The organism is Actinoplanes utahensis (assembly GCF_016862455.1).
Lineage (GTDB): Bacteria > Actinomycetota > Actinomycetes > Mycobacteriales > Micromonosporaceae > Actinoplanes > Actinoplanes utahensis.
Genome location: NZ_BOMZ01000036.1, coordinates 107,120 through 130,559 on the forward strand (window position 1 = coordinate 107,120; position 23,440 = coordinate 130,559).

Consider the following 23,440-nt stretch of genomic DNA (forward strand, 5'->3'; position numbering starts at 1 on the left):
ATGATCGCACGGGCAGCGGATTTTGTCGGACCTTGTCGATACTGTGCGCGCCATGCGGAGTTTCGAGTTCGTCGCGGGCGGGTCGGCGAAGTTCTGGGAGATCGAGCGGGCCGGGCGGGATGTCAGCGTGCGGTTCGGGCGGATCGGCACGCAGGGGCAGACAAGCGTCAAGTCGCTGCCTGACGAGGCTGCCGCGATCACCCACGAAACCAACCTGATCAACGACAAACTGCGCAAGGGGTACGTGGAAACGTCCGCCCCCATCCCCTCCGCCGCCGCACCGGCCGCACCACCGGTGCCCTCCGGTCCGGTCGCCGCTGCCGCACCGCCCTCGCCCTCGGGTTCCATCGCCACCGCGGCGCCGGCCGCGGATGATGATGTTCTGGTCATTCCGCCGGCCTGGCTTCGTCATCGGGCGGCTCGCCGGGGCAGCACCGGCCTGAGCCGGTTCGCGCCGAGCGCGAAAGCGCGGGCCGCCGTCGAAGCCAAGATCGCCCTCAACCCGGGGCGGGTCCGGAAGATCCTCGGCGCACCGACCACCCCCGCGCCGATCCGCCTGGCCGCGCGCGCTTACCTGGGCGCTGCGGCGGACGCGACACCGCTCGGCGCGGCGGCCGTCGCGGCCGTCGCCGAGTCGGCCCGCTGGGATGACTCCTCGGCCGCCGACGCGTTCGTCGACGTCTGGATCCGGGAGCGTGGTCTCGTCTTCGCCGCCGAGGCCGTGGTCACCATGGCATCGCTGGTCATCGTCGACGACCGGAAGCACACAAGCCAGCGACTCGACACCGATCAGGGTGTCCGCCACCGACGCCCGCACGAGGTGGGACGCGCATGGCAGGGTTCGCTGTTGCGGATGGTCCTGCGGGTTCGGCAGGCCCTCGCCACCGCCTCCGACAGCGACCACGCGGCGGTCGTCGCCGCTCTCCGGCCCCTGCGGGCGGAGCATCCCTGCACCCGGGCCGCCACCGCTGTTCTCGTCCCGGAGCAACGGGAGTGGATCGCGGAGGAGACGGCGGCTGCCGTCGCCACCGGCGACTCGTTTCTGGCGGGCGCGCTGTTGTCCGCGGTCAGCACCGAGGCCGACGTCCGGGCGCTGTACCCGGTCGCCAACGAATACATGCTGGTCTTCTCCCTCGCCCCGCTGCTCACCCTGCTCGACGGGGCCGGTCCGGCGGCCGCGCCGGCGCTGTTCCATTGGTTCGACGAGGCGTTCGATGACGCCGAGTCCAAACGGCGACTGTTGTCGGTGCTCGCGCTGATCCCCGGTGACGAGGTGACCCGCGGGCTGATCGAGCGGATCAGCGTCCGCCACGTCACTCCCGCCCTGCTGGAGCACGCCGATCGGTTCCCCGCCCGGGTGTTGCGCCTGCTCGCCGAGCATCCCGGTGCGCGTGCCGTCGACGACCTGCTCCGTGGGCATCTGCTGAAACACCGCGACCTGGCCGACCGGGTCGTTCCGGACCTCAGCCCCGCCGCGGCGGACCGGATCGGGCGGATCCTGGCCGACGAGGCCGCGGCGGTCCCGCCCGCACCCCTCTCCGCGGTGCCCGCGCTGCTCGCCGACCCGCCGTGGAAACACGTCACCCCGCCGGCGAAACCGATCGTCATCTCCGGCCTGACCTGCGACGACCCGGCGACCCTCGACTGGCCGGCCGGCGAGCGGGAGCGGTGGTCCCAGACCCGGATCCATCGGGACGGCGGCGCCCGTGAGTGGGCGACCCACGCGAGCCGGATGGCCGTCACCCGCCTGGACGCACGGGAGGCCGCCATCCTGTTCCTGGACGCGCCGGAGGAGACCGCTCGGCAGGCGATGCGCGACTGGCAGCCCGGCAACGTCTGGGACGCGGGCAGTCACATGCGGCCGGTCGCCGCCCGCTACGGGCTGGACGCGCTGCCGGCGCTGCTGCGGCTGGCACGCCGGGGGCCGAGCGAGATGGCCGACATGATGCTGCCGTTCGCCGCGCCGGAGGTCGCCGTGCTGGCAGCGGATTGGCTGGCCCGGCTCAAGTCACTCCGGGAGACCGCCCTGGAGTGGCTGCTCCGGCACCCGGTCGTGGCCGCCCGGGCTCTGATCCCACCGGCGCTCGGCAAAATCGGAACGGCGCGCAGGCAGGCGGAGAACGCGCTGCTCGCCCTGCACGCCAACGGCCACACCGCGACCGTGCGCGCAGCCGCCGAGAGTTACGGCGAGGCGGTGTCGGCAGCCGTCGAGCCCCTTCTCGCCACCGATCCGGCTGCGATCCTTCCCACCCGGATCCCGGAGGCGCCGGCCTGGGCGACGGCGGGTCTGCTCCGGCCGGTGCTGCTGCGTGACGGCTCCGGGACACTGCCGGACGAGGCGGTGACCAACCTGGTCGTCGCGTTGGCGATGTCCCGCCTCGATACGCCGTACCCCGGTCTCGATCTGGTCCGGGACGCCTGCGAGCCGTCGAGTCTCGCCGAGTTCGCCTGGAGCCTGTTCGAGCAGTGGCAGGCCGCCGGGGCGAACGCGAAGGAGAACTGGGCACTCGACGCCCTCGGACTGCTCGGCGACGACGAGACGGTGCGGCGGCTCTTCCCGCTGATCCTCGCGTGGCCCGGCGAGAGCGGCCACAACAAGGCCGTCACCGGGCTGCGGGTGCTGACCACGATCGGCAGCGACGTCGCCCTCATGCACCTGTACGGCATCGCCCAGCGATCCCGATTCACCGGCCTGAAGAACGCCGCCCGGGAGAAGATGGCCGAGGTCGCGGACGCCCTCGGGCTCACCGCCGAGCAACTGGCCGACCGCCTGGTCCCGGATTTCGGCCTGGACGCCGACGGCAGTCTGCGCCTGGACTACGGCCCGCGGCAGTTCGTGGTCGGTTTCGACGAGCAGCTCAAACCGTTCGTGACGGACTCGGCCGGCAAACGGCTCAAGGCCCTGCCCAAACCCGGCGCCAAGGACGATCCGGAGCTGGCACCGGCCGCCTGTCAGCGCTTCACCGCCTTGAAGAAGGATGTCCGCACGGTCGCCACCGACCAGGTCCGTCGTCTGGAGCAGGCGATGGTCACCAACCGCCGCTGGACCGGCGCCGAGTTCCGTCGCCTCTTCATCGAGCATCCGCTGCTCTGGCACATCGTCCGCCGCCTGGTCTGGGTCCGGTTCACCGCGCCGGGCGGCCCGGAGCGGGGGCGGCTGGTTCCCGGGGAGGCGTTCCGGATCGCGGAGGATCGGTCGCTCTCCACCGTGGACGACGAGGTGACCACGCTGGCCGACGATGCCGTGGTCGGGGTGGCGCATCCGCTGCATCTGGGAGAAGCGGCCGCGGCGTGGGCCGAGGTGTTCGCCGACTACGAGATCCTGCAGCCGTTCGCGCAGCTGGGGCGGCCCACGTTCGCATTCACCGAGCGGGAGCGGAGGGTCAGCCGGCTGGCCCGCTTCCAGGGGATCAAGGTGCCGTCCGGGCGTCTGCTGAGCATGGAGCGCCGGGGCTGGCGACGGGAGACACCGCAGGATGCCGGTGTCCAGAGCCGCCTGGAGTTCGCGGCTGGACCCGGCCGGGAGATCATCATCGCCATCGAGCCGGGTATCGCGGTCGGTGTTCCGGACATGTTCCCCGAGCAGGAGCTGACCGAGATCTTCCTGCACGACGGCACCGCGCCCCGGTGGGGGAGGACCGGCGACCGCGGTCACGTCTCCCTCGGCGACCTCGACCCGATCACCGCCTCCGAGATCCTCCGCGATCTCACCGAACTGACCACCCCCTGACCCCCACCCCGCCGATGAGGGTGCGCGGCGGCCCCGACTCCGAGCCGCGAGTCGGCGCCGCCGAGCCGACCGAGGCTCGCGAGGTCTTCGCCCCACGGCCGGCCGGGGCGGAGATGCGCTCCGGTCCGGGTCGCGGGGCGGGTGGTCAGGCGGCGGAGGCCAGGTCTTCGGGATTCTCCGGGTGGAGCGCGCCGAGTTCGACGAAGACGGCGGCGTTGTAACGGAAGGCCAGCTGGGCCTCGTCGATCAGGGTGGTGGCCTGGTCGTCGGGGAGGTTCAGGGCGTCGAGGCGCGCACGGTAAGCGACCTTGTAGGCGCGGGCGTCGGGGATCCGCTCGAACCGGTAGAAACTCGTGCCGGCGTCACCCAGTCCGTACACCTTGGCGAGGGTCCGGCCGATCATCTGGCCGCCGCTGAGGTCGCCCAGGTAACGGACGTAGTGGTGGGCGATGAAGTGGGTGGGTGAGGTGGCTGCCAGGCCACGGAGACGGTCGGCGTAAGCGCGCGTGGAGTCCAGGACGGTGACGGCCGACTCCCAGTCCGAGCCGTAGAGGTGGGCCAGGTCGGCTTCCAACGAGGGGACCCGGTTCAGGGCCGGGTCGGCGAACCCGGCGACGAGCGCGGGCACCGGCCCGGACGATGGGGCGGCGACGAGTGCGGCTCCGGTGCGCATGCGGGTGGCGGCGGCTTCGAGTTCCCGGTAGATGGCCAGGTACTGGGCGGTGAGGGCGGCGAAACCGGCCATCGGCACCTCGCCGGCCATCAGCCGGGAGATGAAGCTGCGGGTCTCGGCCTCGCGGTGCTCGACCATGGTGGCCCGGCGGAGGCGGGTGGAGAAGTCGGTCATGTCGGCTCGTCCTTCCTGAGCATCGAGGCTGCGGCGCGGCTGGGGCCTCCGGTTCGGTCCCAGGTCGCCCGGTTCGAGGCCGGGCCGGTGGGGTGGGACGTCACCGGGTGGCGACACGACGTCGATGTCGGTCTGATCATCCTCATTGCGGGGGGTCGGGGTCCAGTCCTGATGAGGTGGACTTCCGGACCCGGTAAGGATCCTGCGGCGGACAAGACGGACTGCTAGGTACAACACTGCCATGGTCGGCAGTGCGATCAGCGCCCATGGCCAGGCCCAGACCGTGGTTCCGCGGGTGCCGGCGGGGAGCCTCCGGTCGAAGGTGGCGGGCTCGGCCCTTTGCACGGCTGGTTGGCACTGCTCTCTCAGCGCCCTCGAGACAGCAGTGCGAATCAGCCGGGGTTGCCTGAGCCGGGACGGGAAGCACGATCAGGAGAAGAACCGCGGCCAGCACGCCCCGGATGGTCATGTCGCTCCTTACGATGGGGCGGAGCCGGCCGGGGATTGTTGCGGAATCCCCGGCCGGTTTCTCGCCTGTGCACCGCCGGCGAGCGCGCTCGGTGGGGCGCTGGTCGTGGTGACCGGGGAGCTGATCACCCGGACCGCGATCGACTACCAGGAGCTGCCGCTCGGTGTGCTCACCACGGTGGTCGGCGGGCCGGGCTTCTTCTGGCTGCTGCGCCGCATCCGGGCACGGGCGGGAGGCTGGGGACGAGGACTTCCGCGGTGACCGCGTCGGTGAAGTCCACGCCGAGGGCCTCGCAGCAGCGGCGGGCGCAGGCGAGCCGGGCCGGGTCGTCGCGGCCGGCGGTCACCACGACCCGGTCGGCGTGGACGATCAGCCAGCCGGGGTGATGGCCGCCGAGCGGGGTGGGGATGGTGAAGCCGGCGGGGAGTCTCGCGTAGACGAGGACGTCGTCGCGGGCGTCCAGCTCGCGGGCGAACGGGTCGTCGCCGCTGCTCACGTGGTCGTAGACGTGCTTGCTGAGCGGTGCCCGGCCGGCTTGGACCCGAGGACCGCGGTCGGGGAGGATCCCCCGATGGCCGGGTACGACCCGGTAGACCACCTCTCGCGCGATAAGCCCTGATTTCTCGGCGTTTATCAGAGCTGCCGCGCTGGCGATGAAACGGTCGGGATCGTTGGGGTAGAGCGCGAACGTCTCCGGATCGAGCCCCGCCAGGATCGCGCTGACGGTCCGGCGCGTGAGAGCGGTCCGCCCCGCGACCTCACGAACCAGATCAAGGGAGATGTCGGATTCAAAGGTGTAAGTGCGGTGATGCCCGCTGGATCGGACGGTGACCTCGAGAGGCGCCACCACCAGCTGATCGTCGAGCGCAGCGACACACCGACTGACCAGTGTCGCCGAGTCGAACTCAACCCGGAAGACCGTCTCCCGCTCGAGCCGGGCCAGCGCGGCCTGAAACGCCGGCAGCCGGGAGTTGTCGTTGAGCGGAAACCGCCGGAGAAGACGCCCGTCAGCGATCGTCCCGGTCGCCCCCTCCTTCTGCAACGCCGTGACGAACGACGTGTACGACTCGTCCGTCACCACCGTCAGCTCGTTCCCCTCGGTGATCCGCTCGCCGCGCTGGTCGACCGCGAGCCGCAGCCCGCGCCCCACCTCCTGACGCCGGGAGACCACGTTGGCGCTGCTCTTGAGCATGCCCATGACGAAGACGTTCGGGTTGTCCCATCCCTCCCGCAGCGCCGAGTGGGAGAAGACGAACCGGACCGGCTCGTCGAGGGAGAGCAGCCGTTCCCGGTCGCGCAGGATCAGGTCGTAGGCGTCCACATCGGAGGAGTCGCCGTCGATCATGCGCCCGGTACGCCTGTCGATCGCGAAGTAGCCCTGGTGGGTGCGCTCGACCGGGATGCCGGCCAGATACCGCCGATAGGGGCCGTCGGGTTCGGCCGCGGTCAGCGCGCGGTACTCCTCGATGAAGATCCGGGCGTACTCGCCGAGCAGATCGGCCCGGCCGTAGTCGCGGTACCGGACCACCTGGTCGATGAAGAACAGCGACAGCACCTTGACGCCGCGGGGCGCCAGTTCGCGTTCCTTGTCCAGGTGGGCGCGGATCACCTCGCGGATCTGGATGCGCCGTCTCGCCGTCCCGGCGGCGCCCTCCACCCCGACGACGGCGATCCGTTTGACGAGCTTCTGCTGGTACGCCGCCCGCCCGTCGAGCCGGTGCACCAGATCGTGGCGTACCCGGTGGGTCGCCGAGTACCGCAGCACCATCAGTGGGTCGAACCGGCTCAGCGACTCCAGGGCCCGGGCCGCGCCGATCCGCTGCGGCTCGTCGACGACCACCACCGGGCGGGCCGCGCTGATCACGTCGATCGGGCGGCGTGACTGGAAGCCGTCGAGCTCCTCGTAGATGCGCCGGTTCTCCCGGGTGGCCGAGTTGAACGCCTGCAGGTTGATCACCATGACCTGGATGCCGGCGCCGGAGCGGAACCGTTCCAGTTCGTGCAGGGCGGTGGAGTCGTAGGTGAAGTGGCGGACGCGGGTTCCGTACGTCTGCTGGAAGTGCTCGGCAGTGATCTCGAATGCCTTGCGCACACCCTCCCGGACCGCCACTCCCGGAACCACGACGATGAACCGGGACCAGCCGTAACGCCGGTTCAGCTCCATGATCGTCTTGATGTAGACGTACGTCTTGCCGGTGCCCGTCTCCATCTCGACGTCCAGGTGCGGGGCGTCCGGCGCGGCGGCGCTGCCGGCGAGCGCGGCGGACGGCGGCAACCCGGCCCGGTCCTGCACCGCGCGGACGTTGGCCAGCAGGTGTGCCGGGCTCAGCCGGATCGGGGCGTTGCGGGTGCCCGGGTCACATCGGGGCTGGCCGGCGAAGCAGTCCACCACCGCGGCCACCGCCTCGGTCTGGAACTCCTGCACCGTGAACTGGAGCCGCACCGCTCAGACGACTCTCACGTCGGTGCCCGGCGACAGCTCGGCGAAAATCTGCTCGGCGTTGATCCGGTCGGCGTCGGTGGCGAAGGCCGAGTCCCGGAAGACCGCGCGGCGCGGGCGGCGGGCGGCGACGGCCCGGATCACGGCGGGCTCGATCGGATCGTCGAAGCAGGCGATCAGTTCGTCCGCGCCGACGGTGAAGACCCCTTCGACCACCTCGAGCGGCGACCCGGGGTCGAGGCCGCAGGTCAGCAGCACCTCGAAGAGCAGGTCCTCACCGGTGCGGCCGGGTTTGACGGGGTCCGCCACGAGCCGGTCCTGGGTCAGCTCACCGGCCGGAACCCGCGTCTCCACCAGATTGGACGAGTCCCACGTCAACACGCGGAATCCGTCGGGAGCTCCGCTCTCGGCGAGCACGTTCCGGATCCGGGTCAGCCCGATCTCGAAGATCGACGCGAGGCCGCTCTCGGCGATCGGCAGCGGCGCGGGGATCTGCACGCTGATGAACCGCCGGTTGCCCCCGTCCGCGAGGTTCTGTGCGAGGACGGCGTGCGCGGTGGTCGCGCTGCCTCCGAAGAAGTCCAGGACGATGTCGCCGTCACCGGGACGGCCGGCCAGTTGCAGGATGCGCTGGACCAGTTCGACGGGTTTGACGGAGTTGAGGACGTTGGCGGTGTGCTCGAACGGGACGTACCGCAGCAGTGTCCGTTTCGCGTCCTGGGTGTGGCCGACCTCCTCGTACGGCCACAGGGTCTGCGGGGTCCGCCCGGCCGCCACCTCGGAGAGGAACCGTTTCACCGCCGGCGCGTTGTCGCCGTCGGCGCCCCACCAGATCCGGGCGTCCGCGTCCAGCTCGTCGAAGCGCTGCCGGGAGAGGCGCCAGTAACTGCCGCGCGGCGGCCCGTCGATGACCCGCCCGGACGGTGTGGTGATCGGGTAGACGCCGGCGTCGTACCGGTTGCGGGCCGACATGTTCTCGGCCTTCCACGGGCCGCGCGGATCGTTGTCCGGGTTGCGGTACCGCGCCTCCATCGCCTCGGTGCGGGCCAGCGGGAGCGGCCGCCAGCGGTCCCGGTTCCGGGCGAAGACGACGATGTAGTCGTGGTCCTCGGAGAACCAGCGGGCGGAGTTCTTCGGCGCGTACACCTTCTGCCAGATGATCTGGGCGACGAAGTTCTGCTCGCCGAAGATCTCCGCGCCGATCTTGCGCAGGTTGTCGACCTCGTGATCGTCGATCGAGACGAAGATGACCCCGTCCTCGGTGAGCAGGTCCCGGGCCAGGGCCAGCCGCGGGTACATCATGCTCAGCCAGTTGGAGTGGAACCGCCCGCCGGACTCCGGGTTGGCGACCAGCGGCACCCGGTTCGCGTCCACCTGCCCGGATTCGGCGAGATAGCCCGCCCGGGTCTGCGAGAAGTCGTCGTCGTAGAGGAAGTCGTTGCCGGTGTTGTACGGCGGATCGATGTAGATCACCTTGATCCGGCCGAGGAACGGCTCCCGCAGCAGCCGCAGCACGTCGAGGTTGTCCCCCTCGATGAACAGGTGCCGCGCGCTGTCGAAGTCCGTCGACCGCTCCCGTTGCGGCCGCAGCGTCCCGGCGGCCGGCTCCCGCGCCGCCCGCTGCGCACGGCGCCTGCCCGGCCAGTCCAGCCGGTACCGCTCCGGCGCATCCGCCACGGCCTGCTCGCCGAGGCGCTGCTTGAGCAGGTCGAAGTCGATGGCGCGGGTGAGGTTGCCGGCCGCGTCGGTCACCTCGGTGACCACCATGGGGAACAGGTCGGCGATCCGGTCGACGTCGCTCATCGCCGGGTCCGGGTAGCGCGTCAGCTTCTCCACGGCCATGACATCCTCCTGCGAAACAGCACCCTACCCGACAAAACCCCCTTTCCTGTCCACGAAAGACCTTAAAAACCATTTTCCGGTACGGGCCACGAAGGGAACCGTGGCAGTCCGCGCGAGGTGGCCCCGGCGCCGGGCCCGAAGGCGGGCTGCGGGCTCATGCGAACGAACGAAGGCCCGGCGAAGATCGCCGGGCCTTCACACGTCGGTCCGCTTCTACGACGCCGGACTGCGCAATGCCAGTCCGGCGCGGATCAGCGCGCCCATCGCGTAGCCGAGCAGCAGCACCGCGATCCCGGCCCCGGTCACCGTGCCCGGCAGCACCGACGAGGAGACCAGCCCGGTGATCAGCCCGGCCAGCGCGGCCAGGCAGACGAGCACCGCCAGCACTCGCAGCGCCGGATCGCGCAGCACCGGCGCCAGCGGCCAGAAGTGCGCCCCGACGACGGCGCCGACGAACACCGCGATGTACTCCGAGTGACCACTGACCGCCAGCAGCACCGCACCGAACCCGGCCGCCGCGAGCTCCCCCGCGAAGATCACCAGGTACTTCCGGTCGCCCTGCACGTCTCGCTGGAACGACCCGCCCGCTCGGGACCGGAACACCAGGGCCCCGCCGGTGCCCGCGGCCAGTAGCGCCGCCACACTGCCCACCACCAGCACGATCCCCAGCGGTGGCTCGTTCTTCGGCACGCTGAACCAGATCGTCGCGAAGATCCCTAGATAGAGAGCGGTCAGTCCCGCCCGCCGCAGTGCATCCGCCGTCACCGATCGTTCCTTCCCGGCTCCCCCGTAGCGACCGTCGATCGACAGTCCAGCGAATACTACGAATGGTGACGGTCTCCGGATGTCCCCCGGTGGCATCGGGTCTCCTACCCGACAGTTCGGCCCATGCCACTGAGGACGGAGGCGAGCGCGTACGGCACGTCCGGCCGGGAGAAGTCCCAGATCATCAGCAGGCCGCCGGGGCTGGTCAGCGTCAACCGGCCGTACCGCATGATCGGGAGCTGCCGGTTGTCCTTGTACCGCCGGTCCGGCCCGCCCGACTTGTTCGCGTACTGCCAGGTGGTCCCGACCGTCTGCGCGTCGCCCGGCACGGTTCCGCTCTCGACGAACCGCTGCTCCTCGAAGTACGCGCCGAGCTGGAAGTACGGGATGTCGGCGTACTGCTCGCCGTGCCGGACCAGGGCCCGATCCGGCAGGAAGTAGATCGACCGGTCCCGGCCGTGCAGGCTCGGCACCGCGATGTTGGTGACCAGGCACGGCGGTCCGGCGAGATCGATGGTCGCGGGGTGCCGGCCGACCAGCGCCGAGGCGCCCGCGTTGACCTTCTGCTGGTACGGCGTGGTCAGGCTGCCCTGGGCCTCGACCTCCCAGACCGCCTGCACCGCGGTGACGAACCCGGCGTTCCCGGTCAGGTGCTCGTACCGGGCCGCCGCCTCGTCCTCCACCTGGTAGAACACCACCACCGAGCGCCGCGCCAGGTCCCGCTGCCACAGCCACCAGATGCCGGGGACACCGGGCACCAGCAGCAACAGACCGGCCGGCGGCAGCACCGCGATCAGCACCAGCAACGCGACCGCAGCCCAGTGCCACAGCGACCGCTGTTTCGCCGCCGCCTGGATCTGCGTGACCAGGTCGGACGGGTGCGCGGCGGCCAGGTGCTGCACGGCCACCCCGGTCATGTCCCGCATGTCGACGGCCTGATGCGGGCCGCCGACCGGCACCGGGGCCGGAACAGCGACCGGCGACACCGGGGCGTTGAAGTACGAGGTGCCGAGCGCGCCGACCCGGATGTAGTTGCCCCGCGGCCCGGTGCCGATCCGGAACCCGGGCACGCCGACCGAGACGCCGACACCGGACCCGGTCAGAGTGAACCGGAAGGGGCCGGCCTTGAGGTCGGTCCGAAGATAGAAGCCCATGTCCGCGTGACGGTAGAGCGGTCCGGGCGCGCCGGTAATCGCCGCTTCGGCCGGTCCGATCGTCTCCACAAGGGATGCGGGGAAGCGACTCGGACGAACTCCCGGATCGAACGGATGACCGGTTCTGCACATCCGATCGTGCCGCCGGCGGCATCGTGCGTGTGAGACTCCGGACCGTGACGACTGTGGACCGGCGGAAGCGGCGCGACTTCAAGATCATGGCGGCGCTGGTGCTCGTGCTGTGCGGCTGCATCGCGCCGGCCAAGTTCATCGGCGCGGTGGACGCGGACGACAAGGACACCGGGGCGCCGGTCGTCACCACCACGCCGCCCACCGACCCGGTCCGGACCACGGCCGCGGCGGCGACCGACAGCACCCCGACGGCCGTACCCACGTCGAGCGCGCCGGTTCTGCCGAGCACCCCGGCGCCGGCGGTGACCACCTCGAAGCCGAAACCGGCCGTGACGACCACCAGGCCGAAGCCGGCGGTGACCACCACGAAGCCGAAACCGAAGCCCACCCCGACCGAGGAACCGACCGAGGAAGAGGAGGAGAACGTCTACTACGCCAACTGCACCGCGGCGCGGAACGCCGGCGCCGCCCCGCTCTACCGCGGACAGCCCGGGTACCGGGCGAAGCTGGACCGGGACGGCGACGGGGTGGCCTGCGAGTAACCCACCCCGCGATGTCCGGGACCGGTCAGGTCTACTCGCGGGCCTGCGGGGTGAGCCGGCGCCACAACCAGGACGGGAACACGCTCAAGCCGGAACCGAAGGCGCTCTGCAGGAACAGATCGGTGCCGATCCCGACACTCGCCGGGGCGTGCCGCAACACGTGCAGCATGTGCCGGGCGGCGCCGCGACCACCGGTCAACTTGAGCGCGACACCGAGAGCCAGTTCGGCGCGCAGTGTGTTCGGATGGGTGTCGCCGAGGACCGCGCGGAACCCGTGCAGGGCGTCGGTGAAATGGTCTCGGGCGTCCTCGTTGCGCCTGCCGCGCGCGGCGGCGAAGCCGAGCAGCAGTTCGGTACGGGAACGGGCGGAATGCTCCAGCGGGAACCGGTCGCGCACGTCGTCGCGTACCGCCAGAAGGGTCTTCTCTCGCCGCTCCGCCTCGGCGTGGGCCACCGCGAGCGCGAGCGTCAGGCGATGCCGCCGGCCGTGCGCCCCGGCGTACCGGTCGCGGAGCCGCAGCAGCTCACCGGCCAGGTCGTCGTCCGGTTCGGCCGGGGCCACGGTGAAGCGGGCATCGCCGATCAGGTCGATCGCCGCGACAGCGGTGGCGTGGTCGGTGAGATGACGGGCGGTGTACTCGGCGATCACCCGGGCGGCCCGCCGTCGCGCCTCCGACTGCGCGCCGAGGTCGAGTTCGGTCCGGGCCAGCTCCAGCTGCGCCTCCTGCGCCTGGTGGAACACGGCTGAGCCGGTGCCGAGCCGGTCGATCAGCCCGGTCAGCCCGGTCCGCGCCTCGTCGAGGTGGCCCCGCAGCCGTCGCGCCCGGAGAAAGGCCGCGGCGTCCGGACCGTCCGCCGCGCCGAGCAGGGTCCACAGCGCGTCGGCGCGGGTGGTGTCACCGATCTCCTCCAGGCACTCGACCAGCAGGAGCCGGGCCGCGTGCCGGGTCGCCGGGTCGGTCGCAAGCGGCACCGCGCGGTCGGCGTGGTCCTTCGCCTCCTCCGGCTCGCCGCGGGCCCGCATGACCCGGGCGGCCGCGATCAGCACCTCGGGATCGTCGAAATGGCGTTCGGCCAGTTCCCGGTGATGCGGCAGGACCAGCGCCGCCTCACCGGCCGGCTGGTGGTGGGCGATGACCCGCCGGTGCAGCCGGTCGACGACGGCGTCCGGCAGGTCGGGCCGCCCGGCGAGCCGGGTCGCGTGCCGGGCGACCAGGAACGATTCCAGCGGCACCGACCACGGGTGGTCGAGCACCGCGTCGGCGAACTGGCGGGCCAGCGCGGTCCAGTCCACCGGCGGGAGGTGCTGGCGGGCGATGTCGCGGACCAGTGGGTGTACCTGACAGGCCCCGCCGTCGGAGGTGGCGAGCAGTTCCCGGGTGAGCTCGGCGACCGCCTGCTCGGCGGAGGCGCCGAGGAACAGCCGGATCAGCCCGGCCGGCAGCGCCGCGGGCGAGCTGAGCGCCGCCACCCGCAGCAGCCGGCAGGCCGCGTCGCCGAGCCGGTCGAGACGGTCGCGCACCAGCACCACCACCGGGCTCACCGTCTCCGCGTCGAGCCGCGCGGCCATCGCGGTGAGGTCGCCGCCGGCCAGCCGGAGCGCCATGGGGTGCCCGCCCAGAGCCGTTCCGATCGGCCCGAGTTCCACCGTGGGCACCGGCAGCCCCGGCGTGTCCCGTCCGGTGATCAGCACGGTACGCAGCTGTCCGCCCGCTTCCGGCAGGGACAGCCGGTCGATCAGCTCGGCGGTCAGCTCGCCCGGGATGTCGTCGACGACGAGCAGCGTCGGCTCCGGACCGGCGGCGACCCGCTCGGCGAACTCCGCGACGGCGTCGGCCACCGGTGGATTGCCGGTGCGGGCCCGCAGCCCGGCGGCGAAGGTCGCGGCCATCTCGTCCGGGTCGGCGCTGCTGCCGGCCAGGCTCACCCAACGGGCTGCGCCCGGGAAGGTTTCGGCGTACGCCGCCGCCAGCGCTGTCCTGCCGACACCCGGCGGGCCGGTCAGCACACACGTGCCGGGCTGCCCGGTGAGCGCGTCGTGCAGTGCCGCCAGCTCCCGGCGGCGCGACCGGTCAATCGTCTCGTCCAGCACGCGCAGGAAGATACCGGGCCTCCCGGAGCGACTCCGGTGACGCGCCGGGACCGGCCGAACTGCCGCCGGACGGTTACCTGAACGGCGTATGAGCAGGTGGCGACCGTGATCTAGCGTGCACGCCATGAATGCCCGACGGATCAGCTCCCGCCGTGTCGCATTGACGGCCTCGTTCCTGGCACTGGCGGCGGGTGGAGCGGCGGCCTGCGACAGCTCGCCGCCGGACTCGCCGGGCGTGGTCGTCGAGGAGACGTTCACCACGGTGACCGAGGAGAACGTCGAGGAGGAGCCGGTGGAAGAGGAGCCGGTGGAAGAGGAGCCGGTCGTGGAGGAGAGCACGCCGGCGCCGGTCGCCGGGGCGGCCGGTGAGCTCTTCTACTGCGCGGACGCCGACGGTCTCGTCGTCGACGAGGAGTACTGCGACGACGACACCGGCGACTACTACATCTGGCACTCGTCCAGCTATCCGCGCAACGCCCCGGTCGGCACGCTGCTGCGGGGCGGGGGCTTCTTCCCGGCCGGCGACGCGGCGAGCCGCCGGGCGTTCTCGCTGCCGGAGACCGGCCGGATCGGCAACGGCAGCACCATCAAGACGAACGTGGTGGGACGCGGCACCAGCGGCTCCTCGGTGACCGATGGCGGCTCGACCTCGTCCGGCGGCTGATGCGGGATCATCGACCGCATCCGTGTCGTCGTAGGATTTGACCTCAATTCAGGTTGAGGTTCTACGGTTTCCTCCGACGGCACGGCAAGGGACGAGGAAGACCAGTGTTCAGCGAGATCGATACGGTTGTCGCGGCGCGGTTCAAGGCCGCTTTCCGGCGTTACCCGACCGGGGTCGCCGTGATCGCCGCGGCCGGGCCGCACGGTCCGGTGGGCCTGACCGCGTCCAGCGTCGCCTCGGTGTCGGCGGACCCGCCGGCCCTCTCCTTCTCGGTGATCGGCTCCGGCTCGGCCCTCGCGGTCCTCGCCGCGCCCGGTCTCACCGTCAACCTGCTCGGCCCGGCGCAGGTGGCCCTGGCCCGCGACTTCGCCCGCTCGGGCGGCCCCCGGTTCACCCCCGACCAGGGCTGGGAGACGCTGCCGACCGGCGAGCCGATGCTGCCCGGCGCCGTGGCGAGCCTGCGGTGCGCGCCGCTGCACCAGGTCCCGGTCGGCGGCTCGACGGTGGTCGTCGCGACGGTTCTGGAGGTGTTCCTCGGGCCGCCGGGCGGTCGTCTGGTACACCACGATCGCCGATTCCACACGCACGAGGATTGAACCGGCCCACCCTCCGGCGACGTGAACCGGTATGGGCCGGAAAGATGACCGTCACCCGGTCCATCGAGACGTTTGGCGGACTGTGCAATCATGCGTGGTCGTTGTTTCGACGGGTGGGGAGATGGGTTTGGCCAGATCCACGAAGCGTCGCGCACCGCTCTGGGCGCGGCTGTGTGCCATTTTCGGGGCCGTCATCGTCGTCGTCAGCGGCGGCACGCTGGTGACCGGCCAGACCCTGATCGCCAAGTACACCGGCGGGCTCACCAGCACCAGCCTGCTGGACTCCGGTGACGGGTCCGCCAACGCGGCGCCGAAGGACATCAAGGGGCCGCTGACGATCCTGCTGGTCGGCATCGACCCGCGGGACACGACGACCGCGCCGCTCGCCGACTCGATCGTCATCGCGCACATCCCGAAGGACATGAGCACCGCCTACCTGTTCTCCATGCCCCGGGACCTGTACGTGGAGATTCCCGCGGACAAGAAGTCGGGCTACGACGGCGGCCGCACGAAGATCAACGGCGCGATGGCGCACGGCAGCCAGGTCAACGGCAAGATCGACGTGGAGAACGGGTTCAAGCTGCTCTCCAAGACGATCCGCAACTACACCGGGATCGAGAAGTTCGACGCCGCGGCGATCATCAACTTCGGCGGTTTCAAGAACATCGTCGAGGCGCTCGGCGGCGTCTCCATGGTGATCGACATGGACGTGATGTCGGAGCACCTGACCCCGGAGGGCAAGCAGCGCCCGCGGTCGAAGGCGTGCCCGGTCGGCAACAAGTCGAAGAAGTGCGAGCACCCGTACATCGGTCCGCAGGCCACCTACAAGAAGAGCACCAAGCCGGTGCGACTCAAGCCGTGGCAGGCGCTGGACTACGTCCGGCAGCGGTACGACTGGGCGGACAGCGGGCTGGACGACTACGGCCGTCAGCGGCACCAGCAGCAGTTCATCAAGGCGATGGCCAAGGAGGCGATGAGCAAGAACGTCGTCACCGACATCTCCAAGATGACGAAGATCCTGGACGCGGCAGGCAAGTCGCTGACCTTCGACGGCGCCGGCCACGACCCGATCGAGTGGGCGGTGGCGCTCAAGAACCTGAACGTCGACGACATGACGACGATCAAGCTGGCCGGTGGCGGCAAATACGTGAACGGCCCGGGCAGCACGTACCTGGGTGAGGAGTTCCTGCAGCCGGAGGTCGCCGAGGCGTTCTTCAAGGCCGTCAAGGAGGACCGGGTCACCTCGTTCCTCATCGACAACCCGACCCTGGTCAACAAGGACAGCTGAACCCGTGTGCGCATTTCGGCCGTCATGCGCGCCCGAAATGCACACACGGGTCACCGTGCGCCGGTCAGGCCGCGGATCAGCGTGATGGTCCGGGCCAGGTGCGGCTCGGACCGGTCGGCCCGGTGCGCCAGTGCCAGATCGACGGTCACGGCCGGGCGGATCAGCGGCCGGTAGACGACGCCGTCGAGCGCGAGCGCCGTCACCGGCTCCGGGACGACGGCCACCCCCAGTTCCCCGGCGACCAGCGTGATCAGGGTGGACGTCTCGCCGACCTGGTGCCGGATCCGCGGGTCGAGGCCGGCGTCGCGGAACAGGCCGACCACGACGTCGTACATCACCGAGCGGCGGTCGGCGGAGTGCACGATCAGCGCGGCCTGCCGCAGGTCGGCGATGCGTACCTGCCGGCGCTGCGCGAGCGGGTGAGCGGCGGGCAGCGCCACGACGAGCCGGTCCCGGCGCAGCCGGGTGACGGTCAGCGACAGATCGGCGACCGGTGGGCGCAGCAGGGCCAGGTCGATCTCCCCGGAGCGCAGTGCCTCGATCTGGTCGGGAGCGAGCATCTCGCCGCGGAACGAGAAGTCGACGCCGGGCAGCTCGACGGCCAGGTGCCGGGAGAGCGACGGCAGCAGGCTGTACGTCGCCGAGCCGACGCAGCCGATAGCCAGGTGCCCGACCGCCCCGGCGGCGACCCGGCGGACCTCGTGCCCGGCGCCCTCGACGTCGGCCAGGATCGCCCTGGCCCGCTGCACGAGGAACCGGCCGGCGTCGGTGAGGCCGACCCGGCGGGTGGTGCGGTGCAGCAGCTCGACGCCGAGGTCGGTCTCCAGGCGGCGGATCGCCTGGGACAGCGGCGGCTGGGCCATGTGCAGACGGGCGGCGGCCCGCCCGAAGTGCAGCTCCTCGGCGACGACCAGGAAATATCTCAGCTGACGCAGCTCCACGGCATCAAGACCTCGTAGCTCTCAATCGCGCCGGATATTGATACTTCAGCGTATCAAGTTCGCCACCTAGCGTTACCTCATGACCTCCTTCGTCTACGCCGCCACCCGTACTCCCTTCGGTCGGTTCAACGGCGCCCTCGCCGGGGTCCGGCCCGACGACCTCGCCGCCCGCGTGATCCGGTCGGTGCTCTCCGACATCGATCCCGGCGTCGTCGACGAGGTGGTCTGGGGCAACGCGAACGGCGCCGGCGAGGACAACCGCAACGTCGGCCGGATGGCGGCGCTGCTGGCCGGTCTGCCCACGTCGGTGCCGGCCACCACGGTGAACCGGCTGTGCGGATCCGGTCTGGACGCCGCCATGATCGCCTCGCGCACGATCGAGACCGGCGACGCCGCCGTGGTGCTGATCGGCGGGGTCGAGTCGATGACCCGCGCGCCCTGGGTGCTGCCGAAACCGGCGAAGGGTTTCCCGGCCGGCGACGTGACGGCGGTGTCGACGACGCTGGGCTGGCGGCTGGTCAACCCGCGGATGCCGAAGGAGTGGACCGCCTCGCTGGGCGACTGCAACGAGCAGCTGCGGGAGCGGTACGAGGTGACCCGCGCCCGCCAGGACGAGTTCGCCGCCCGCTCGCACCGGCTGGCCGCGCGGGCCTGGGACGACGGTTTCTACGACGACCTGGTCACCCCGATCGAGGCCCTGACCAGGGACGAGGGCATCCGCCCGGACTCGACGCGGGAGTCGCTGGCCGCCCTCAAGCCGAGCTTCCGCCCGGACGGCACGATCACCGCCGGTAACGCCTCCCCGCTGAGCGACGGCGCCTCCGCTGTCCTGCTGGGTTCTGCGGGCGCAGCCTCCCTCCTGAAGCGGGAGCCCCTCGCCGCGATCGTCGGCCGGGGCGCGTTCGCGCTGGATCCGCAGCATTTCGGCATCGCCCCGGTCGAGGCCGCCAACCGGGCCCTGAAGCGGGCCGGCATCGGCTGGGACCGGGTCGGCGCGGTCGAGCTCAACGAGGCCTTCGCGGTGCAGTCGCTGGTCTGCGTGGACGCCTGGGGCATCGACCCGGAGATCGTGAACACCCGCGGCGGCGCGATCGCGCTGGGCCATCCGCTCGGCGCGAGTGGCGGCCGGATCCTCGGCACCCTGGCGAAGGTGCTGCGGGAACGCAACGAACGGTACGGGGTGGCCGCCATCTGCATCGGTGTCGGCCAGGGCCTGGCCGTGGTTCTGGAGAACCTGGCCGCCGGCCGGTGAAGGGATCTTGCAGGTGATCACATAGAACGCTACCGTTACGACGCGTTGGGCCCTCTGGCATTCCCAGCGCATCGTCGCGGGAGGACTCACAAACATGGCTCGGTGGTCTCGGTCGAGGCTGCGCACTCTGGGTATCGGCATATCCGCAGTGGTCGGCGGCTCGCTGATCACTCTCCCGGCTGCCGCGCAGGCCGCCACCCCACCCCTGATCGGCGTCGCCACCCCACCGGCCGCCACGGACACCCTCACCGTGACCGCCGAGGGCGACAAGAAGTCCGCGTTCCAGTTCACCAGCGACGCCGGCGACCGGAAGGCGGCCATCGGGTTCGTCTCGACCGGCGGCTCGGTCAGAGCGCGCGAGCTCGGTGTGAAGGCGGAGCCGGCCGTCACGGCGAAGACGGGCGTGCCCGGCACCGCGCGGGCCGCGGCCTCGGCGGCCGCCGCGACGTACCCGACCACGATCCGGCTCGCCTCGGAGAACTGGACGGCCTGGAACAGCCTGATCAACGTGTGGAACCGGGACACCTGGACGTACGTTCCGGTCACCAACCCGGGCAACACGCTGAGCATCACGGCGAACCTGCCGCCCGGCAACTACTTCGTCACCTCGATCTACGGCATCTACAACGTCAACAGCTACCTGCTGACCGCGTCGTTCACGGTGACCAACAAGGCGCAGACGGTGGTGCTCGCCGAGTCGTCGGCCAAGGAGGTCGCGCTCAAGGTCGACGACGCCACGGCGGCGCAGGACGCCAGCGCGGTCTGGGTGTCGCTGCCCAACGGCGACTTCGTCGGTTTCGCCGGCGGTTACAAGGTCCGGTCGTACGTGACGACGGCCTCCCTGGCCGGAACGACGCTGCGCACCCACGAGATCCTGACGAAGCGGGGTTCGACGGCGCTCAACCCCACCCCGTACCGGTACGACCTGACGCAGAGCTGGTCGCACCCCTTCCCGGCGTCCCCGATCACCACGGTGAAGACGGCGTCGCTGGCCAAGACCACGACCACGGTCCGGGCGCAGGGCGTCAACACCACCGGCATGTACCAGTCGGTGCCGATGCTCGGCGATTCGAGTGGGGCCTACCTGGCGACCACGATGCGTTTCCCGGCCACCTTCACCGAGTACGTGACACCCGGCGTGACCGTCTCGCGGCTGGCCGACACCGGCACCCACCAGCTCGACCTGGGAGATCGCACCCTGTCGGCCGGCACTTCCCCGGCCACCACGGCCGGGGTCGCCCCGTTCGCGCCGACCCCGTCGTACAACTCGGCCTACCGGCAGGGCAACCGGGTGCAGTTCACCGAGAACACGCCCTACGGCGACGCCACCGGCAGCAAGGGCTCCGACCGTGGGGCCCGGGTGTCGACGAGGCTCAGCGCCGGCGGCGAGGTGCTGAAGGAGTCGAACAGCGCCGTCCTGGTGGCGGACCTGCCGGCGTACGCGCAGACGTACCGCCTGGAGCAGACCGCGACCCGCAAGGTGGCCTGGTCCCAGCTCTCCACGAAGATCCAGAGCGACTGGACCTTCTCCTCCGGCAACGCCGTACGGGGCACGATTCCGCTGATGGACCTCGGCCTCACGGCGTCCGGCCTCGACGTGCGCAACCGCGCCGGGTCGACCCCGGTGACCCTCACCGTGGTCCCGTCGACTCGGGTGGCCGCCACGACCAGCACGGTGCGGGGCATCGAGTGGTCGGTCGACGACGGCGCCACCTGGACCGATCTGCCGTTCACCGCCTCCGGACAGGGCGTCACGGCGTCTCTGGCGGTGCCGGCCGGAGCAGCGTTCGTGTCGCTGCGGGTGTCCGCCGCCAACGACCAGGGCGGCAAGCTGACCCGCACGGTGCTGCGCGCCTTCGCCGGCCCGGCGACCGCCGGTGACGAGGCCGTCGGCGATGTCACGATCTCCGACTTGAAGATCAACAACGGTCAGGGCCTGAACCTGAGCGTGTCCGGCACGACCACCTTCAACGCCTCGTTCACCGCCACCGCCCCTTCCGGCATCCAGGGCGGCGGCCTCTACCTCTACCACGGCGCCTACAACACGCCGGACGGTGTGCTGATCCCGAGCACCAGCTGCACGCCGGTGAACGCGACCACCGCGACCTGCTTCGCCGAGTGGTACGTCTACGACATCCGGCACGAGATCTCGAGCAACGCCCTGGCCGGCAACTGGCGAGCCGCGGTGTGGGCGACCGCGAACGACGGCGGTCACATCGACCGGCACAACGCGGCCACCGTGCCGTTCCGGCGCCTGACCTACCTGACCGCCACCGACGCCCTCCCGGAGCCGGTGAGGAAGGGCCAGAACGTCTGGGCCGGCGCCTCGCTGATCCGCGCCGACTGGAACACCGGCACCTGGCAGCCGTACGCGAGTCGCCCGGCCGTGCTGCAGTTCTGGCCGAGTGGTCCCGGCGGCAAATGGACGAACGTGAAGACCGTCTGGACGAACGCCCAGGGCCGGCCGGCGACCACCGTGACGGCGACGGTGAGCGGCTCGTACCGCTACATCTACTACACCGACCCGACCTCCAACTGGGCGGTGAGCGCGCACGACTACGTGATCGTGCGCTGACGTAACACTCAGAAGGGCGGGGTCCGGCATCGCCGGATCCCGCCCTTCTTCATGATCACTTGCTGTGCACAGCGCAGGGGACGGACCGTGGATAAGTTGTGGACAGCCTGGGGACAACGCGAGCCGGTGCCGGGGCTGTGGAAAACGGGCCGGGTTGTACCCCGGTTACCCACATGAAGGCCACAGGGCGAAAACGCTTTGACCAGCGGTTATGCGGGTTTTCCACAGTTTGCACAGGGCCTACTATTACGACTTTTATATCTCTTACAGAGAAAAAAGAAAGTCGTAGTTCTGTGGACCGTACCCAACAGGGTCGTCGATCGCTCCGAAAAAGCAACCACCACCCGCCTCAACCACGGAACGTGTTCGTCGAAGCGGAAACGGGAACGCCCGCCTCCCGCGAAGAGTGCGGGCGACGGGCGTACCGGAAAGGGGGTTGTCAGTTGGTCGCCGGCTCGCCGGGGATGTTGAAGAGCGGCTTCCAAGGGTCGTCCGCGTCGATCGGGAACTCCGTCGACGGGGCCTCGCCCTTGGTCGTCCACTTGGCCTCGTAGGGCAGGCCGCCGAACAGGATCCGGTGACCCCGGAGGTAGACGGTGTCCGCCCGCCAGACCTTGGTGACGTTGGCGACGACCGGCACCGGCCGGGGCGCCTTCTCGACCGGGCTGACCGGCCCGATCACCGACCACGCGCTCTGCGTGCCGGCGGCCGGGGCCGCGGACGGGTCGATGCCGGAGTTCGCCCACTTGGCCTCGTAGACGACACCGCGCCAGACGACCTTGTAACCGGTGACGTACATCGCGCTGAGCCGCCAGATCGGGTACGGGCTGGTCCTCGGGTCGTCGACGACCGCCGCCTGGTCCGGGATCTCGACCGCGTCGTGGTTGTCGCCGGCGACGTCCTTGCCGGGCAGCCCGGCGAAGACCTTGGAGAAGGCCAGGGCGTCCTGGTCGACGCCGCTGCAGGTGTTGGAGTGCACGACGACGTTCTCGAAGGTGCCGCGGCAGGGCGCGTCCCGGTTGATCGACCACATGGAGACCCGGCCCAGGCCGTTGGTGACGGCGAAGTCGGCGAGGCCCCTGGCGTCGTCGACGGTGAAGCGTTCCGCGTCGATGTCGTTCTGGCCGATCATCGGGGTGGCCCCGATCAGCGACCAGACCTGCGGCGAGGTGAGCTTGCGGCCGAGCTGCAGGTACAGGTCGGACACCTGCTTGTGGGTGCCGTTGAGCGCGCTCTCGGCCAGCGCCAGCATGTCCGGGTCACGGTCGCCGTTGTTGTAGTCCATCGTCATCACGTTGACGCCGCGCAGGTCGACGCCGCCCTCGAGCATGCCGCGGACGACCGCGACGCCCTCGGTGGTGAGACCGTTCGGCGTCACCGGCAGGGTCAGCCACACGGCGAGGGCCTTCCCGGCCGCCTTGCGCTCCTTCTGCACCGCGGCGACCGCCGCGACGCGCCGCCGCAACGACGCCTGGTCGGCGACGGCGGTGCCTTCGATGTCCAGGTCGAGCGTCTTCACGTCGTAGCGCTCGATCAGCTGCCGGTACGCCGCGGTGAGCCGGGTCTGGTCGGTGCAGGCGACGGCGAGCTCGGAGTTGCTGAGTCCGCCGAGGCTGAGCGTGATGTCGCCACCGGCCTGCCGCAGCTGCTCGATGCGGCGGTCCAGCTCCAGCGAGGAGGCCGCCTCGTCGAGCGTGTACGCGGCCCCCCAGCTCGGGGTGCACGGGCTCTTCGGGTGGGCGACGACGAAGCCGAGGGCGACGTCGTTGGCCGGATTCGCGGTGGGGTCCTGGAACTGGAACGTCGGCGTCAGCGTGACGTCGACGTACGGCACCGCCCACGATTTCGCGGTCGGGCCGGACGTGTTCTGCAGGTGCCTCACCCCGAAGGTCCCGCCGGCCCCGGCCAGACCCAGTACGAGCACCAGGATGCCGAGCCGCGTCCAGGACAGGCGGCTGCGCGGTTGCTCCGGCTCCTGCCAGTTCGGGTCGGCGAGCGGGTCGTACTCCGGCCGCACGGCTACGGGTGTGGCGCGGTCCGTCATGGAAGCCCTTTCGATATTCGCAAGTCGCCAAACGCTGGCGTATCCCGGCGACTTTTGCGATCGGGCG

The 23,440-nt window shown here is 70.8% G+C and carries 16 protein-coding genes; 8 read left to right on the forward strand and 8 right to left on the reverse strand.

Annotated features, from left to right (window positions below):
• Positions 1 to 52 precede the first annotated feature (52 nt).
• The gene (locus Aut01nite_RS13000) at positions 53 to 3,730 is read left to right on the forward strand and encodes a DUF4132 domain-containing protein (RefSeq protein ID WP_373871480.1); all 3,678 of its coding nucleotides are present in this window, start codon (positions 53 to 55) and stop codon (positions 3,728 to 3,730) included.
• Positions 3,731 to 3,875: 145 nt separating this feature from the next.
• Here the strand turns inward: Aut01nite_RS13000 and Aut01nite_RS13005 are convergent, their stop codons facing one another.
• Positions 3,876 to 4,577, reverse strand: a complete 702-nt coding sequence (locus tag Aut01nite_RS13005) for a biliverdin-producing heme oxygenase (RefSeq protein WP_043532988.1) — start codon at positions 4,575 to 4,577, stop codon at positions 3,876 to 3,878.
• 241 nt (positions 4,578 to 4,818) lie between these two features.
• Between Aut01nite_RS13005 and Aut01nite_RS43410 the strand changes: the two genes are divergently transcribed.
• Complete coding sequence (locus tag Aut01nite_RS43410; protein ID WP_236643171.1) at positions 4,819 to 5,307, forward strand: iron chelate uptake ABC transporter family permease subunit; 489 nt, start codon at positions 4,819 to 4,821, stop codon at positions 5,305 to 5,307.
• Here the strand turns inward: Aut01nite_RS43410 and Aut01nite_RS13015 are convergent.
• From Aut01nite_RS13015 to Aut01nite_RS13030, 4 genes are all read right to left on the reverse strand, one after another.
• On the reverse strand, positions 5,216 to 7,489 hold the full coding sequence (locus tag Aut01nite_RS13015; protein WP_052164578.1) for a DEAD/DEAH box helicase family protein: 2,274 nt from the start codon (positions 7,487 to 7,489) through the stop codon (positions 5,216 to 5,218). The two genes, Aut01nite_RS43410 and Aut01nite_RS13015, sit on opposite strands and share 92 nt — an antisense overlap.
• A gap of 3 nt (positions 7,490 to 7,492) precedes the next feature.
• On the reverse strand, positions 7,493 to 9,328 hold the full coding sequence (locus Aut01nite_RS13020) for a site-specific DNA-methyltransferase (protein ID WP_236643170.1): 1,836 nt from the start codon (positions 9,326 to 9,328) through the stop codon (positions 7,493 to 7,495).
• A gap of 213 nt (positions 9,329 to 9,541) precedes the next feature.
• Complete coding sequence (locus Aut01nite_RS13025) at positions 9,542 to 10,093, reverse strand: hypothetical protein (RefSeq protein WP_052164577.1); 552 nt, start codon at positions 10,091 to 10,093, stop codon at positions 9,542 to 9,544.
• Between the two features lie 104 nt (positions 10,094 to 10,197).
• Positions 10,198 to 11,247, reverse strand: coding sequence for a DUF4236 domain-containing protein (locus Aut01nite_RS13030; RefSeq protein ID WP_161790758.1), 1,050 nt, complete (start codon positions 11,245 to 11,247; stop codon positions 10,198 to 10,200).
• 176 nt (positions 11,248 to 11,423) lie between these two features.
• On the opposite strand from Aut01nite_RS13030, the gene Aut01nite_RS13035 reads away from it, so the two are divergent.
• Entirely contained in the window at positions 11,424 to 11,921 is a 498-nt protein-coding gene (locus Aut01nite_RS13035; RefSeq protein WP_201775651.1) for an excalibur calcium-binding domain-containing protein, read from the forward strand.
• Positions 11,922 to 11,952: 31 nt separating this feature from the next.
• Here Aut01nite_RS13035 and Aut01nite_RS13040 read toward each other — a convergent pair whose 3' ends face one another.
• On the reverse strand, positions 11,953 to 14,013 hold the full coding sequence (locus Aut01nite_RS13040; protein ID WP_043532986.1) for a tetratricopeptide repeat-containing protein: 2,061 nt from the start codon (positions 14,011 to 14,013) through the stop codon (positions 11,953 to 11,955).
• Between the two features lie 124 nt (positions 14,014 to 14,137).
• Between Aut01nite_RS13040 and Aut01nite_RS13045 the strand changes: the two genes are divergently transcribed.
• The 3 genes from Aut01nite_RS13045 to Aut01nite_RS13055 all read left to right on the forward strand — a co-directional run bounded on the left by Aut01nite_RS13045 (position 14,138) and on the right by Aut01nite_RS13055 (position 16,561).
• Positions 14,138 to 14,677 (forward strand): hypothetical protein, encoded by a 540-nt coding sequence (locus Aut01nite_RS13045; protein WP_043533504.1) that lies wholly within the window; start codon positions 14,138 to 14,140, stop codon positions 14,675 to 14,677.
• A 104-nt stretch (positions 14,678 to 14,781) separates the two neighbouring features.
• Complete coding sequence (locus tag Aut01nite_RS13050; RefSeq protein ID WP_173476750.1) at positions 14,782 to 15,273, forward strand: flavin reductase family protein; 492 nt, start codon at positions 14,782 to 14,784, stop codon at positions 15,271 to 15,273.
• 121 nt (positions 15,274 to 15,394) lie between these two features.
• Positions 15,395 to 16,561 (forward strand): LCP family protein, encoded by a 1,167-nt coding sequence (locus tag Aut01nite_RS13055; RefSeq protein ID WP_043532985.1) that lies wholly within the window; start codon positions 15,395 to 15,397, stop codon positions 16,559 to 16,561.
• 50 nt (positions 16,562 to 16,611) lie between these two features.
• Here Aut01nite_RS13055 and Aut01nite_RS13060 read toward each other — a convergent pair whose 3' ends face one another.
• Positions 16,612 to 17,502 carry a LysR substrate-binding domain-containing protein gene (locus tag Aut01nite_RS13060; RefSeq protein WP_043532984.1) on the reverse strand — a complete coding sequence of 297 codons (891 nt, stop codon included), beginning with the start codon at positions 17,500 to 17,502 and terminating at the stop codon, positions 16,612 to 16,614.
• Between the two features lie 79 nt (positions 17,503 to 17,581).
• On the opposite strand from Aut01nite_RS13060, the gene Aut01nite_RS13065 reads away from it, so the two are divergent.
• On the forward strand, positions 17,582 to 18,754 hold the full coding sequence (locus tag Aut01nite_RS13065; RefSeq protein ID WP_043532983.1) for a thiolase family protein: 1,173 nt from the start codon (positions 17,582 to 17,584) through the stop codon (positions 18,752 to 18,754).
• Between the two features lie 94 nt (positions 18,755 to 18,848).
• Positions 18,849 to 21,329 carry a hypothetical protein gene (locus Aut01nite_RS13070; protein WP_152629114.1) on the forward strand — a complete coding sequence of 827 codons (2,481 nt, stop codon included), beginning with the start codon at positions 18,849 to 18,851 and terminating at the stop codon, positions 21,327 to 21,329.
• 439 nt (positions 21,330 to 21,768) lie between these two features.
• Here the strand turns inward: Aut01nite_RS13070 and Aut01nite_RS13075 are convergent, their stop codons facing one another.
• Positions 21,769 to 23,373 (reverse strand): chitinase, encoded by a 1,605-nt coding sequence (locus tag Aut01nite_RS13075; protein ID WP_236643169.1) that lies wholly within the window; start codon positions 23,371 to 23,373, stop codon positions 21,769 to 21,771.
• Positions 23,374 to 23,440 lie beyond the last annotated feature (67 nt).